At 70.7% G+C, this 14,073-nt stretch carries 14 protein-coding genes; 3 read left to right on the top strand and 11 right to left on the bottom strand.

All coding sequences use genetic code 11. The annotated features are described in order from the left end of the window. Nucleotides 1–23: 23 nt before the first annotated feature. The 4 genes from ACWIHT_RS06375 to ACWIHT_RS06390 all read right to left on the bottom strand — a co-directional run bounded on the left by ACWIHT_RS06375 (nucleotide 24) and on the right by ACWIHT_RS06390 (nucleotide 4,722). Complete coding sequence (locus ACWIHT_RS06375) at nucleotides 24–761, bottom strand: alpha/beta hydrolase (RefSeq protein WP_456165005.1); 738 nt, start codon at nucleotides 759–761, stop codon at nucleotides 24–26. 189 nt (nucleotides 762–950) lie between these two features. Next, complete coding sequence (locus ACWIHT_RS06380; protein WP_456165007.1) at nucleotides 951–1,871, bottom strand: AEC family transporter; 921 nt, start codon at nucleotides 1,869–1,871, stop codon at nucleotides 951–953. 391 nt (nucleotides 1,872–2,262) lie between these two features. Next, nucleotides 2,263–3,291 carry a sigma-70 family RNA polymerase sigma factor gene (locus ACWIHT_RS06385; RefSeq protein ID WP_456165009.1) on the bottom strand — a complete coding sequence of 343 codons (1,029 nt, stop codon included), beginning with the start codon at nucleotides 3,289–3,291 and terminating at the stop codon, nucleotides 2,263–2,265. 138 nt (nucleotides 3,292–3,429) lie between these two features. After that, nucleotides 3,430–4,722, bottom strand: coding sequence for an MFS transporter (locus ACWIHT_RS06390; RefSeq protein ID WP_456165011.1), 1,293 nt, complete (start codon nucleotides 4,720–4,722; stop codon nucleotides 3,430–3,432). Between the two features lie 63 nt (nucleotides 4,723–4,785). Between ACWIHT_RS06390 and ACWIHT_RS06395 the strand changes: the two genes are divergently transcribed. After that, nucleotides 4,786–5,742, top strand: a complete 957-nt coding sequence (locus tag ACWIHT_RS06395; RefSeq protein WP_456165013.1) for a LysR substrate-binding domain-containing protein — start codon at nucleotides 4,786–4,788, stop codon at nucleotides 5,740–5,742. A gap of 1 nt (nucleotide 5,743) precedes the next feature. On the opposite strand, the gene ACWIHT_RS06400 is transcribed toward ACWIHT_RS06395, so the two are convergent. Beyond that, entirely contained in the window at nucleotides 5,744–6,754 is a 1,011-nt protein-coding gene (locus ACWIHT_RS06400) for a zinc-binding dehydrogenase (protein ID WP_456165015.1), read from the bottom strand. A gap of 755 nt (nucleotides 6,755–7,509) precedes the next feature. Next, the gene (locus tag ACWIHT_RS06405; protein WP_456165017.1) at nucleotides 7,510–8,271 is read right to left on the bottom strand and encodes a prolyl oligopeptidase family serine peptidase; all 762 of its coding nucleotides are present in this window, start codon (nucleotides 8,269–8,271) and stop codon (nucleotides 7,510–7,512) included. Between the two features lie 113 nt (nucleotides 8,272–8,384). Between ACWIHT_RS06405 and ACWIHT_RS06410 the strand changes: the two genes are divergently transcribed. After that, nucleotides 8,385–9,542, top strand: coding sequence for an adenosine deaminase (locus tag ACWIHT_RS06410; RefSeq protein WP_456165019.1), 1,158 nt, complete (start codon nucleotides 8,385–8,387; stop codon nucleotides 9,540–9,542). Between the two features lie 140 nt (nucleotides 9,543–9,682). Beyond that, complete coding sequence (locus tag ACWIHT_RS06415) at nucleotides 9,683–10,042, top strand: ATP-binding protein (RefSeq protein WP_456165021.1); 360 nt, start codon at nucleotides 9,683–9,685, stop codon at nucleotides 10,040–10,042. Nucleotides 10,043–10,160: 118 nt separating this feature from the next. Here ACWIHT_RS06415 and ACWIHT_RS06420 read toward each other — a convergent pair whose 3' ends face one another. The 5 genes from ACWIHT_RS06420 to afsQ1 form a co-directional block, all read right to left on the bottom strand. Further along, nucleotides 10,161–10,364: a PspC domain-containing protein gene (locus tag ACWIHT_RS06420; RefSeq protein ID WP_456165988.1), complete on the bottom strand. Its 204-nt coding sequence runs from the start codon at nucleotides 10,362–10,364 to the stop codon at nucleotides 10,161–10,163. Between the two features lie 94 nt (nucleotides 10,365–10,458). Next, nucleotides 10,459–11,010 carry a VanZ family protein gene (locus tag ACWIHT_RS06425; protein ID WP_456165023.1) on the bottom strand — a complete coding sequence of 184 codons (552 nt, stop codon included), beginning with the start codon at nucleotides 11,008–11,010 and terminating at the stop codon, nucleotides 10,459–10,461. A 110-nt stretch (nucleotides 11,011–11,120) separates the two neighbouring features. Continuing rightward, nucleotides 11,121–11,723: a hypothetical protein gene (locus tag ACWIHT_RS06430; protein WP_456165025.1), complete on the bottom strand. Its 603-nt coding sequence runs from the start codon at nucleotides 11,721–11,723 to the stop codon at nucleotides 11,121–11,123. Beyond that, nucleotides 11,720–13,297, bottom strand: coding sequence for an ATP-binding protein (locus ACWIHT_RS06435; protein ID WP_456165027.1), 1,578 nt, complete (start codon nucleotides 13,295–13,297; stop codon nucleotides 11,720–11,722). The genes ACWIHT_RS06430 and ACWIHT_RS06435 overlap by 4 nt, the downstream gene beginning before the upstream one ends. Beyond that, nucleotides 13,294–13,971, bottom strand: a complete 678-nt coding sequence (afsQ1, locus tag ACWIHT_RS06440) for a two-component system response regulator AfsQ1 (RefSeq protein ID WP_019066936.1) — start codon at nucleotides 13,969–13,971, stop codon at nucleotides 13,294–13,296. Before afsQ1 ends, ACWIHT_RS06435 begins: the two co-directional genes overlap by 4 nt. Between the last annotated feature and the right edge of the window lie 102 nt (nucleotides 13,972–14,073).

The raw sequence follows: 14,073 nt of genomic DNA on the forward strand, positions 1-14,073 counted from the left end.
GACAACCCCCACCGGGCGCGGACCTACTTCCTCAGGTGCCGGGCGTAGAACCGGAAAGCGTCCTCCGACTCGAACGCCGGGGTGCCGGTGTGGCCGCCCATGTTGGCGTGCAGGGTCTTCTCCTGGGTGCCGAAGGAGTCGAACAGGTCCAGGGCCCGCTGCCGGGGGTTGCCCTCGTCGTCCCACTGGAGCAGGAGCAGCAGCGGGACGGTGACCTGCTTGGCCTCCTCGCGCTGGGCGTGGGGGACGTAGCCCCCGGCGAAGAAGCCCGCCGCCGTGATGCGCGGCTCGGTCACCGCGAGGCGGATGCCGAGGGCGGTCCACCCCGAGTAGCCGACCGGGCCGCCGACCTCGGGCAGTGCGAGGACGGCGTCGAGTGTGGTCAGCCATTCCGGGGCCGCGTTCTCGACCAGCGGGCCGACCAGCGACTCGAAGATCTCGTCGGTCGGCTCACCGGCCCGCATCGCCCGGCCGAGGTCGGCGCGGAGCTGTAGGTCGGCGGCGGAACGGGGACGGTCGCCGCAGCCCGCGGCGTCGATGGTGACCGCCGCGTAGCCGGCCGCCGCGGTGGCCCGGGCCCGGGCGATCAGCCGGGGCTGCGACTTGGGCAGGCCGTTGTTGTGGGCGATGAGGATCAGCGGGGCCGGTGCGGTGGAGTCGGGCGTCCACAGGGTGCCGGGGATCTCGCCGAGGGTGAATTCGCGTTCGAGGACGCCGTCGTCGAGGCGCTGCTCGGAAGTGAACCGCGGGGTCGTGTCCATGGTCGTGCCTTTCGGGAGAGCTCAGAACGGCGCTCCCGGACGACCTATCGCCCGACCGTGACCCCGGAGGAGAGCACCCATGTCGTTGATGTGTTCACGGGTACCACCTCCTCGTTCTCTCGCACGGCCAGGGGAAAGGTAGCAGCGGCCGTAGTCCGCAGCCAACGGGTTTTTTTGGTTCGCGGCGGCTCACCCCAGCAGCGCCGCGATCACCACCAGCACCGGCACCGACAGGATCGTCGACAGCAGGATCGAGTCCCGGGCCAGCCCCTCGCCCACGCGGTAACGGCTCGCGTACGTGTACAGGTTCTGCGCACCCGGCAACGCCGACGTCACCACCACATCGAGCAGCGCCGACCCGTGCAGGCCGAACACCCCCACCGCCAGCACCCAGGCGATCGCCGGCTGCCCCACCGACTTCAGGGCGACCGACAGCAGCACCGGCCACCGCTCGACTCCGCGTGCCGGTACGGCACTTCCGCGCAGCGAGATACCGAAGCCGAGGAGTACGGCCGGTACCGCCATGTTGCCGATCAGGGTGAGCGGATCCATCACCGGGCCCGGGAGGTGCACTCCGGACGCGGCCACCGCGACCCCGGCGAGGGAGCCGACCGCGACCGGATTGCGCACAGGGGTGAGCAGCCGCAGCCACCAGGGATCCTTGTCGCCCCGGTCCGCGAGGTCGAGGATCGTGAGGGCGAGGGGGCTGACCACGACGAGCTGGAACAGCATCACCGGTGCCACCAGCGAGGCGTTGCCCAGGACGTACACCGAGATCGGGATGCCGAGGTTGCCGGAGTTGACGTAGCTGGAACAGAGCGCGCCGATCGTCGTACGGCCCACCCCCCAGCCGCGGGCCACCCCCACCGCCACGAACACGCCCGCCACCGCCGCCGTGCTCAGCACCGTCACGAGCAGCCAGCTGGAGAAGACCACCGAGAGGTCGGCCCGCGCGAGGGTGGTGAACAGCAGGGCCGGGGACGCCACGTTGAAGGCCAGCCTGGTCAGTACGTCCCGGCCGTTCTCGCCGAGGGAGCCGCGCAGGCCGAGCAGATAGCCGACGGCGATGACGACACCGATGACCGCGAACCCGGTCAACACCCCCTGCACGGCGCCTCCTCGGCGGTCGCGGCTGCGACTGCGGCTGCGGCGCGCGGGAGGGCGTCGGGTATCCAGGGCGGGCCTGATCCGTGGGGCATACAGCAAACCTAGGCGGTCGCTCCCGATGAGTTACGACCGCCCACCCGGTCTACCGATCGTGGACGCCATGACACCCGCTGTACTCGTGCCGAACCGCCCCGTCACCCGTGACGAGATGGCGCGGCTCTGCGACGAGGTACGGCGGCTGCTGGAGACGCCCGGCGCCGGGGTCGTCCTCGTCGCGGTCGAGACCGTGGGACCCGGGCCGCCGGGACTCGGCACCGTCGATCTCCTGGCCCGCCTCGAACTGACCGCCCGGCGGGCCGGTGGCCGGATCAGGCTGCGCGGACCCAGCCCCGGACTACGCGCCCTCCTCGATCTGGTCGGACTCCGCTTCGAGAGGGAGGGGCAGATGGAGGGGCAGGTCGAACAGCGGGAACCAGCGCTTGGTGTCCAGGAAGAAGTGGAACCCGGTGAGCCTGCCGTCTGAGATCTCCAGGACCTGCACCGACCAGGGACTGAAGCCGCCCGCCTCCGGGTCCGGCTTGTACTGGGCGAAGCCCGGCAGGCCGTTCACCTCCACCGGGATCAGGCGGGAGCCCTCGCAGGCGGCGCCGATCGTCGTCATGAAGCCCGTGATGTCGTCGTGGCCGGTCAGCCACAGGTCGAACGGCGGCATCGTCATGATGGCGTCCTCGTGCAGCAACGCCGTCAGGGCCGCCATGTCGTAGCCCTCGAAGGCCGCGACATACCGCTCCAGCAGCTTCTTCTGCTCCTCGTCCAGCGGATCGGAGACGGCCGCGTCGGCCGCCTTCTCGTCCCGCTCGGCGAGGGTGGCGCGGGCCCGCTGCAACGCGCTGTTGACCGACGCGACCGAAGTGCCCAGCAGCTCGGCGACCTCGTTCGCCCGCCAGGCCAGCACCTCGCGCAGGATCAGCACCGCCCTTTGTTTGGGCGGCAGTTGTTGCAGCGCGGCCATGAACGCGAGCCGCACCGACTCCTTGGCGACCGCCGCCTCCGCCGGGTCGAGGACGCTCGGCAGCACCCGCGCGTCCGGCATCGGCTCCAGCCAGGTGTTGTCCGGGCGGGGCGACAGCGCGGCCTGGGCGAGCGGGGTGGAGTCGCTGAGGTCGACGGGCCGCGCCCGCTTGTTGCCCGCGGACAGCATGTCCAGGCAGACGTTGGTCGCGATCCGGTACAGCCAGGACCGCAGACTGGACCGCCCCTCGAACTTGTCGTAACTCCGCCAGGCGCGGACCATCGTGTCCTGTACCGCGTCCTCGGCCTCGAAGGAGGAGCCGAGCATGCGGTAGCAGTACCCGGTCAGCTCGACGCGGTGTTTCTCCAGCCTGACGTCGAGGTCTGTCGTCGTCGCGGTGCCGTCGCTCATGGTCTCGCCCACCCACCCCTGTGGCCGTTCTTCCCTTACCCCGCAACGTAGCGCAGCCCACTGACAATGGCGCGAGGAGTGAATGAACGTGCAGGTCGGAAGGGGTTTCTTTACAGGGTCGGGGCGGCTGGGGCGTGCTCAGGCCGGGGCGAGGGCCCGCTCCACCCGCGCCGCCCGCGACCCGAGCACCGTGATCGTCACGACACCGAGCACCGCGAGGACGCCCACGCCGACCGTGCCCGCCCAGCCGCCCGCGTGGAACGCCAGCGCGCCGACCGTACTGCCGGTGCTGGACCCGATGTAGTACGCGGACTGGTAGAGGGCGGAGGCCTGGGCGCGCCCGGTGGTCGCCGTCTTGCTGACCGCCGAGGACGCGACCGCGTGCCCCGCGAAGAAGCCCGCCGTGATCAGCACCAGACCGAGCAGCACCAGGGGGAGCGAGTCGGCGAGGGAGACCAGGAGACCGGTGGCCGTCGTGCCGCCCGCCAGATACAGGGCCCCGCGCCGCCCGAGCCGACCCACCAAGCGCCCCGCCGTGGACGCGGACACCGTCCCCACCAGATACACCAGGAAGATCGAACCGACGATGCCCTGGGGGAGGGAGAAGGGGGCCTCGGTGAGGCGGTAGCCGATCACCGTGTAGACGCCGCCGAAGACCGTCATGAACAGGGCGCCGATCGCGTACAGCCGGCACAGCAGCGGGTTCGCGAGGTGGGCGCGGACCGTGCGGGCGAGCACGCGGGGGCGCAGCGAGCCCGGCGTGAAATGCTTCGGGGCGGGGAGCAGGAGCCGGAAGGCGACCGCGCAGCCCACGGCGATCAGACCGATCACCCCCACGGCGACCCGCCAGCCCCACTCCTGCGCGACCCAGCCGGTGATGACCCGGCCGCTCATCCCGCCGACGCTGTTGCCCGCCACGAACAGGCCGATCGCCGTGACCAGCGCCTTCGGCCGGACCTCCTCCGCCAGATACGCCGTCGCCGACGCGGGCAGCCCGGCCAGCGCGGCCCCCTGGAGGAACCGCAGCACCACGAGCGCGCCCAGCGACGGCGCGAACGGCACCAGGACCCCGATGCCCACCGCGACCACCAGCGACGCGGTCATGACCGTACGGCGGCCGAAACGCTCCGACAGCGCGCTCATCGGCAGCACGAACAGCGCCAGTCCGCCGGTCGCCGCCGCCACCGTCCAGCTCGCCGCGCTCGCCGCCACCCCGAACTCGCCGGAGATCAGCGGCAGCAGGGCCTGCGTGGAGTACAGCAGCGCGAAGGTCGCCACACCCGCGAGGAAGAGCGCGAAGCTCATCCGGCGATAGCCGGGACCACCGGGCGTCAGCCGTGAGTCGGGGGAGGGGGAAGGGGAGGGGGAGGGGGAGAGGACGGGGGTCGTGGCGGCCACGACGGTGGACGCCCCGGTATCGGCGGGAGACATGCTTCGAAGCTACGTACGCTCCTACTCATCCGTCCAATGCACGGAAACGCCATAATCGTTCCCATGGTGCATCAGTACAGCTCACGGGATCGCCTGTCACCGTCCGGTGACACAGAAGACATCGTCGCGCTGCTCGCGCCCCGCCTCGCGTACTTCGCCGGAGTCGCCCGCACCGAACACGTCACGCGGGCCGCGCAGGAGATGCAGGTCCCGCAGTCCACCCTGTCGCGGGCGATGGTTCGCCTCGAACAGGACCTGGGCGTGGACCTGTTCGCCCGCAGAGGCCGAACGGTCTCGCTCACGCCCGCCGGTCGCACCTTCCTCACCTCCGTCGAGCGTGCCCTCGCCGAGATCGGGAAGGCCGCCGACGAGGTCCGCGCCGACGCCGACCCCACCACCGGCAAGGTCGCCTTCGGCTTCCTCCACACCCTCGGCTCGGAGACCGTCCCCGAACTCATCCGCGCCTTCCGCGCCGACCACCCGCGCGTCCGCTTCAGCCTCGTCCAGAACTACGGCGAGGCCATGCTGGAGCGGCTGCGCGCGGGCGAACTGGACCTGTGCCTGCTGACCGCGCCGACCCTGGACGCCCCCGACGTCGTGGCCCACCGCCTCGATGTGCAGAAACTCCGCCTCGTCGTCCCGGCCGACCACCGCCTCGCGTCCCGCAAACGGATCCGTCTCGCGGAGGCGGCCGAGGAGACCTTCGTGACCCTGGAACCGGGCTACGGCCTCCGGAGCATCACCGACGCGGTCTGCGCGGAGGCCGGTTTCCGCCCGAAGATCGCCTTCGAGGGGGAGGAGGCGGAGACGCTACGGGGCTTGGTGGCGGCGGGTCTTGGAGTGGCCCTGCTCCCCCCACCGGCCGTACCCCGCCCGGGAGTTGCCGAGTTGACGGTCACGGCCCCGAAGGCGGTACGCGAGATCGGCGTGGCCTGGCTGGACGGCCGCCCGGACACACCTCCGGTGGCCGCGTTCAAGAAGTTCCTGTTGTCGAGAAGGGGCAACTTGCTGCCGGAGTAGGTCAGTTGTCGTGCCGCACCCGGACGACGAGTTTCCCCGTGGCGCGGTTGTGCTCCATGTCGTCGTGGGCCTGCGGCACTTGCTCAAGGCCGTCGTACACGCGGTCTACGGGGAAGGCCAGTTGGCCGGTGGTGACCGCGTCGAGGATTTCCTGGAAGACCGTCGGGGGGAGATCGGAGGCGTCGCCGAAGTAGCCCGCGAGGCGTACGCCCCTGGGCAGGTACTCGTTGGGGGAGAAGTCGCGGACGGTCCACTGGTTGGAGAGGCTGCCGCCGAAGCAGCCCGTGCCGTGGACGCGTACGGCGCGCAGCGTGTCGGGGAGGGTCGGTGTGCCGACCAGGTCGAGGGCGGCGTCGACACCGTCCGGGTACAACTCGCGTACGGCGGTGGCGACTTCACCGGTGTCGAGCAGCGGGTGGTCGACGCCGCGCTCCTTGAGGGAGGCGAGCCGGTCGGGGCGCCGGGTGGTGGACAGCACGGTGGCTCCGCGCCAGCGGGCGAGCGCGGCGGCGGCCAGCCCCACCGAGGAGGTACCACCACGGATCAGCACGGTCTGACCGGGCCGCAGGTCCAGTCCGACGGTGAGCGAACCGTAGGCGGTCTGCACCATCTCCGGCAGCGCACCCAGCACTTCCCAGGGCAACTCGGTGTCGACGGGAATGACCTGGGCCAGCGGCACGGACGTGTACTCGGCGTAGCCGCCGTCGTAGGTACGCCCCATGTCCCCCATCATCGCGACGACTTTCTGCCCGGGCGTGAGCCCACTGCCCGCCGGCGCCGAGTCGACGGTACCGACGGCCTCAATGCCCGGCACCCGCGGAAAAGTGACCCCCTCGCTCACCCCCAACCGCAGCTTCAACTCCGACCGGTTGACCCCGAACGCCTCCACCCGAATCCGCACCCAGCCGTCCCGCTCGGGCGGGAGGGGGAGGGTGGTCAGCCGCAGGTTTCGCACGGGGCCAGGAGCAGAGAGCCGTACGGCACGCATGGTGGTCGGCGAGGACATCGTCATGGGCCTGCCTTCTTCCCGGACGAGGGGGAGAGTCGGTCGGCGGGCGTCAACCTCGGGGTGCCGGGGCTTCATTCCCGACTCGGCCTGGGGACGGGTCAGTTGGCTGCCGCGCCCGGGAATGGTGGCGCGAGGGTGTGTCCGATTGGCTCTGGGTGCTGGCCGGTTGGTCGTCGTGTCGGGTGGTTGTGTGCGGTTCGCTTGTGGGGGGAGTGCCTGATGTCTGCTGTCGGGGTGTTCCCGACTCGCCGCGGACGCCGGCCAGTTGGCGGCTGAGCCAGCGGGGCGGCGCGGTCGCATGTTCGGCTGGCTCTGAGCCCTGAGCCCTGAGCCCTCGCTGGTCGGGCGCTGCGCCACGTGGCCGCATTTCCCGGCTGGCCCTTGGCCCCTGGGCGCGCTGGCCGGTTGGCCGCTGCCGTTCGGTCGTGTCCGGGGCGCTTGAGCGTGGAGCGTCCGTAGCCCGCCGCCGGTGCGATTTCCGACTCGCCCGGGATACCGGCGAGTTGGCCGAGGCGCCACGCGATGGCGGCGCGAGCGCATGTCCCGGCTGGTCCCGGGCCCCGGCGGCGTTTGGCCGCCGCGTTGTGCGCTCGTGCCCGCTTCAGCTGCGCAAGGAACGTCCCAAGCCTTCCGCCACCGCAGGCCCGACTCGCCCCGAGCGTCGGTCATTTGGCCGTTCCGCCCGCGGTGGCGGCGCGCCCGCATCGCCTACCCGTCTGCCGGGGTTTTCGCCGGTCGGCCGCCGTGCCGTGCCCCGCTCACTTCCGCAAGGAGCGCCCGAAGCCAGCCGCCAGCGGCATCCGCAGGCCCAGGGGAGGCGGAGCCTGTAGTGAGTCCTCCACCGGGCGGGCGAACGCCCTACCGAACAGCGCGCCCAGGACGAAGTCCTCGGTCAGGGCGTGTACTTCCTGGCGGTGCTGGTGCAACGCATGGCCGTCGGAGTGGACTTCGAAGCGGCACACGTCACGGTTGGCCTTCTTCGCCCGGGCGGCCAGGCGGAACGACAGTTCGGGGTCGGTTCGTTCGTCGTTCGTGCCGTGCACGATCAGAACCCGGCGGCCCACCAGTTGCTTCACCGGTTCGGGTGGTGCGGCCACGTCCTGCTCGGGAAGCCAAGGGGCCAGCGCCACCACGGAGTTGACCGCCTCGTGTCCGGCGGAGCGCAGCGCGGCCCGGCCGCCCATGTCGATCCCGACGAGGCACACGGGGACGTCACCGTAGCGTCGTACGACCTCGTCCACCGCCCACGTGGCGTCGTGCGCGAGATACGCCTCGTTGCCGTTCCAGCCGCGGCAGCGGTAGTGGACGACATGCGCGGCCAGACCCTCCACCGCGCCTGCCCTGGACAGGCGGCGCCCCAGCGTTCGTACCGAGGCTGTTGCCATCAGGGGAGACGGCCTACGCGCGGAGACCTCCTCGCCGCCGGGGAGCAGCAGCACCACGCCGCTCACCGAGGTCGGTTCTGGACCGAGCGCTCTACCCAGCCGGGCCGTCCGAACCGGCGTCGCTTGCTGTGCCATGACAGAACAGTGTCAGAAGTGAGCGTGTACGCCATCCTTCCGCGCGGTCACCGTTACGTATCGACGGATTCGTACAACGGGTGATCTACGCGCGTAGGAGTTAGAGTGCGGAAATGACGAGCCAGAGCACCCCGAACACCCCGACGCCGGACCAGATCCGCCGGGCGCCGAAGGTTCTGCTGCACGACCACCTCGACGGCGGTCTCCGCCCGGGGACGATCGTCGAACTCGCGCGGGACGCCGGGTACACCGGACTCCCCGAGACCGACCCGGACAAACTCGGCGTGTGGTTCGCCGAGGCCGCCGACTCCGGTTCGCTGGAACGGTACTTGGAGACCTTCTCGCACACCGTCGCCGTGATGCAGACCCGGGACGCGCTGATCCGGGTCGCCCGCGAGTGCGCGGAGGACCTCGCCGAGGACGGGGTCGTATACGCCGAGGTGCGGTACGCGCCCGAGCAGCACCTCGACGGCGGGCTCAGCCTCGAAGAGGTCGTCGAGGCAGTCAACGAGGGCTTCCGGCAAGGGGAGTTGCTGGCGAGGGAGGGCGGGCGACGGATCCGCGTCGGGGCGCTGCTCACCGCCATGCGGCACGCGGCCCGCGCCCTGGAGATCGCCGAACTCGCCAACCGCTACCGCGACCTGGGCGTCGTCGGCTTCGACATCGCGGGCGCGGAGGCCGGGTTCCCGCCCACCCGCCACCTCGACGCCTTCGAGTACCTCAAGCGCGAGAACAACCACTTCACCATCCACGCCGGCGAGGCCTTCGGACTGCCGTCCATCTGGCAGGCGCTCCAGTGGTGCGGCGCCGACCGGCTCGGGCACGGCGTGCGCATCATCGACGACATCCAGGTCCAGGACGACGGCACGGTCAAGCTCGGCCGCCTCGCCTCCTACGTCCGGGACAAGCGCATCCCGCTGGAACTGTGCCCCAGCTCCAACCTCCAGACCGGCGCCGCCGACTCCTACGCCGAGCACCCCATCGGGCTGCTGCGCCGACTCCACTTCCGGGCTACGGTCAACACCGACAACCGGCTGATGTCCCACACCAGCATGAGCAGTGAATTCGAGCACCTTGTCGAGGCGTTCGGTTATTCGCTCGACGACATGCAATGGTTCTCCGTCAATGCTATGAAGTCAGCATTCATTCCTTTCGATGAACGACTCGCGATGATCAATGACGTCATCAAGCCCGGATATGCGGAACTCAAATCCGAATGGCTGTTCCGGCAGACGGCTTCCACCAGCGGTTCTGTACCCGAAGAGGGCTGACAGGGGCCGTTCGGGAAACGGGAGATGCGGACGGACGTTCACAATCCGTCCGCATTTCGATGTTTGCGGCGGATGCCTTCGCGTGTTTACGGTCTTGGACCGCTCACATCCCCGTCATCCCATTCAAGGACGCATTCACCATGAAGCAGTCTGCTGCCAAGACCCTCGGTGTCGCCGCCCTCGGTGCCGCCTTCGCCGCCGTAGGCGCGGGTGCCGCGAGCGCGGCTCCGGCGGTCCCGGACACCACCCAGGTCCTGGGCGCCGTGACCCACACGCTGCCTGCGGAGAACGTCACCAAGGCGCTGCCGGGTGCCGGCGAGGCGCTGAGCCAGGCGCAGCCCGCGCTCGCCGGTGGTCTGTCCGCCGTGCAGCCGGCCGCCGAGAAGGTCCTCTCCGACGGCCCGACCGCGCCCGTAGCCGGCCTGCTGGGCGGCCTCCCGCTGTCCCAGACGGGCCTGCCCACGCACGGCCTGCCGCTGAACGGCATCCCGCTGGGCTGAGGTCCGTTGGGCCGAGCCCGCCCCTGAAACCCCTGAAACGCGCCGATGGGGCGCCCCCTGGACGAGGGGTGCGCCCCATCGGCGTACGCGCGCCGGGGTCTTGGCGGGTTTCGGTGGCTTACCAGGCCTCGGTGCGCACCTTGTCCTCGGACGGGAACAGGATCCACAGCGCGATGTAGAGCACGAACTGCGGCCCGGGCAGCAGACACGAGAGCAGGAAGATCACCCGCATCGTGGTCGCGGAGGTACCGAAGCGCCGCGCCAGCGCTGCGCACACTCCGCCGATCATGCGGCCGTGGGTGGGGCGGGCAATGGCGGTCATCATGGGCTCCTTCGCGAGCGTCTTTCCGAGGCCTCCCCTGCGGCTGCCTCATCTGACATCAACGCTACGAACCGGAAGCCCGCCCGGCGTCGCTCTACGGTGCGATGCCGACCCTGGGAATCGTCGGGGTCCGTCCCTGAGTCGCTTCCTCCTGGAGGAGGGGCGCGGGGTAGGGGCTCTCGGTCCTGCGGCGGAGCCAGGCGCGGGCCGCGGGGACGATCGCGACGTGCGCGAGGGCCACGCCCACCGTGTTCATGAGCAGCGAGTCGACGTCCACGACCTGGCCCGGCACGCCGGTCTGCAACAGTTCGATGCCCAGGGAGATCAGGGCGCCCGCGGCGACCGTACGGATCAGGGACGCGAGCGGCGAGACATGCAGCCGGCCACTCACCATGGGGAGCAGGACACCCAGCGGGGCCAGCAGCGCGAGGCCCTCACCGATCCGCTTCGTCGCCTCCGGCCAGCCCAGCGCCAGATCGGCCCGGATGCTGGCCAGCGGGTGCAGGTTCGGCGGCATCACCCAGGGGACGTCCCGCGGGCGCAGCGTGACCCAGGCGACGAGCACGAGATGTGCGACGAGGAGGACACCTCCTGTCACACGGACGCGAATCGCGGCACTGCCGCCGATGGAGCCTTGACGCTGCACGCCCCACTAGACGCCCCCTCCGGCACGATCGGTTCCGGGTAGGGCCCAAGCACCAAGCTGAGGCTTCCGCCACACCCGTGCTTCTGGGCTCGTTCACCTACGGGGCGCATTCAGCCCCCCGTCACCTCGCTGGACGGCGGAGCCTTCGTCCCCGGCGCGGAGCGGACGTCGTCCGTGCACTCGTAGCGGCGCAGCGGGGCGTCGTCCGGGCCGCCGAGGATGACGGAGCCGTCGCCCTCGGCCGCGGCCGAGTCGGAGAACGTGCAGACGATCTGGGCGAGCGCGTACGACGTCAGGTCGGCCGGTGAATTGGACAGTCGCAGCGTGTCCTTGGGGTCCTTGGGGCGCGGTCCGCTCACGGACATGCCGCCGCGGACGTCGGTCGTGTACCCGGCGTCCCGCTCGCCCGACGACGGCGACTCGGCGAGCTGGTCCAGCAGCCCCTGGGCCACGATCACGCGCCGCTGTACGTCCGCCGTGCCGTCCGGCACCTGTACGGCCCGGTCGACGGCCACCAGCGACGACCCGCACAGCAGGAACACCTGCACCGGTACTCCTCGCGCGGCCTGCGCCGTCACGTCCGGCTCGGTCAGGGTGCACGGCACCCGTGAGGGCGCGGCCCCGAAGTCGGTCGGCACCTCGGTGGCCCTGATGCCACATCCCGCGAGCAGCAGGCCGAGCAGAGGGAGAGCCGTCAATCGGCGTGCCTTCATGAGGGGTTCCCCTTCGAGCTGTCCCCTTCGGCCTCGCCCTTGTCGGTCTCCTCCATGAGCGCGGAGGCATCCCTCGGCAGCCGCAGGGTGAACACCGCGCCGCCGTCGGGGGAGTTGGCGGCGGTGATGTCACCGCCGTGGATGTGGGCGTTCTCCAGGGCGATGGAGAGGCCGAGGCCGCTGCCCTCGGAGCGGGGGCGGGAGGCGCTCGCCTTGTAGAAGCGGTCGAAGACGTGCGGGAGGACGTCCTCGGGGATGCCGGGACCGTGGTCGCGGACCGCGATGACGAGGTCGTCGTCCTCCAGGCGGACGGACACCCGGACCGGTGAGCCGCCGTGCTTGAGGGCGTTGCCGATGAGGTTGGCGAGGATGACGTCGAGGCGGCGCGGGTCGAGCCGGGAGTGGATGCCGCGCTCGGCGTCGAGGTCCACGGCGTCGAGCCAGGCGCGGGCGTCGATGCAGGCGGTGATCTGGTCGGCGAGGTCGACGTCGTCGAGGACGAGCCGGGCGGTGCCCGCGTCGAAGCGGGTGACCTCCATCAGGTTCTCGACGAGGTCGCCGAGCCGCTTGGTCTCGCTGACGACGAGCCGTACGGCGGGCTCGATCATCGGGTCCACGCTGCCGGTCTCGGCGTCGAGTTCCTCCTCCAGGACCTCGACCACGGCCGTGATCGCGGTGAGTGGAGTCCGCAGCTCGTGGGACATGTCGGCCACGAAACGGCGCGAGGCGTCGTCGCGGGCGGCCATGTCGGCGACCCGTTTCTCCAGCGCCTCGGCGGTCTGGTTGAACGTCCGTGACAGTTCGGCGAGTTCGTCCGTGCCGGAGACCCGCAGGCGCGTGTCGAGCTTGCCCTCGCCCAGTCGGCGCGCGGCGATGCCGAGCCGGTGCACGGGCTTGAGGACGGTCGTCGCGGCGGCCTGCGCGAGCAGCGCGGAACCGATCAGCGCGAGTCCGGTGGCGATACCGAGCGACCAGGCGAGGGAGTTGAGATCCTTCGCCTCCGGCTCAAGTGACTTGAGCATGTAGCCGGTTGGGCCGCCGCCGATCATCCGCGTACCGGCCACCAGGAACGGCGTGCCGTGCTCGGTGACCCGCTGCCAGTACAGGTGGTACGGCTCCTTGTTGCCGTCGGTCACCGACTGCTGCTTGTTCACCGCCGTGCGCAGGGACTTGGGCACGTCCTCCAGCGAAAACCCGTTCAGGCCGCCGGAGTTGCCGTAGACCGTCTTGGAGTCGGTGTCCTCGGCTACGAGCAGGACGCTGAAGCGCTGGCTGCTGTTGGCCATCTGGCCCGCCGTGCGCATGAGTTCGTCCTGCGTGGGGTGCACGGGCAGCGAGCCCGCGTGGTTCTGCATCTCCTGGCGGAAGTCGCGCAGTACCGCGTCCTGGGCGCGGGTGAGGACGGCCTCGCGGTTGAGCCAGTAGGCGATGCCGGACGCGGACACGGCGGCCGTCAGCGCGACCAGGCCGAACACGACCACCAGCCGCAGCCGCAGGCTGGTGAACCGCAGCCGCCACAGGACTCCCTTACGACCCGGGCGCCAGCCGCGGATCCCCCTTGGTGCGTCGGTCACTGAGGCGAGTCCAGGCGGTAACCGACGCCGCGCACGGTACGGATGAGCGTCGGGGACGAGGGCACGTCCTCGACCTTGGCGCGCAGCCGCTGGACACACGCGTCCACCAGGCGCGAGTCACCGAGGTAGTCGTGCTCCCACACCAGCCGCAGCAACTGCTGCCGGGACAGGGCCTGTCCGGGCCGTCGGCTCAGTTCGAGGAGCAACCGCAGCTCGGTGGGCGTGAGTTGGAGGTCCTCGCCGTTCTTCGTGACGGTCATCGCGGCCCGGTCGATGACCAGCGAACCGAACGAGGCCGCGTCGTTGGCCTCCCGCTCGCCGCGCCGCAGCACGGCCCGGATGCGGGCGTCCAGCACGCGCCCCTGCACGGGTTTGACCACGTAGTCGTCGGCACCGGACTCCAGGCCGACGACGATGTCGATGTCGTCGCTGCGCGCGGTGAGCAGAATGATCGGCAGCTGGTCCGTGCGCCGGATGCGCCGGCACACCTCGAAACCGTCGATGCCGGGCAGCATCACATCCAGCACGATCAGGTCCGGCCGCTGCTCGCGCAACAGCTTCAGACCGTCCTCGCCGCTGGCAGCGGTGGCTACCCGGTGTCCCTGGCGCGTCAGCGAGAGCTCCAGGGCCGTCCGGATGGCGTCGTCGTCCTCGATCAGCAACAGGGAAGGCACGGGGCTCATTCTGGCCCATGTGGGGGCGGTGTTTCGACACCTGCACGGGTACGCGCCCGTAGCGCTCCGATCTGTGACCGGACTGTCCGTTTTCTGAGGACG

This window comes from Streptomyces sp. NPDC002276 (assembly GCF_053891435.1).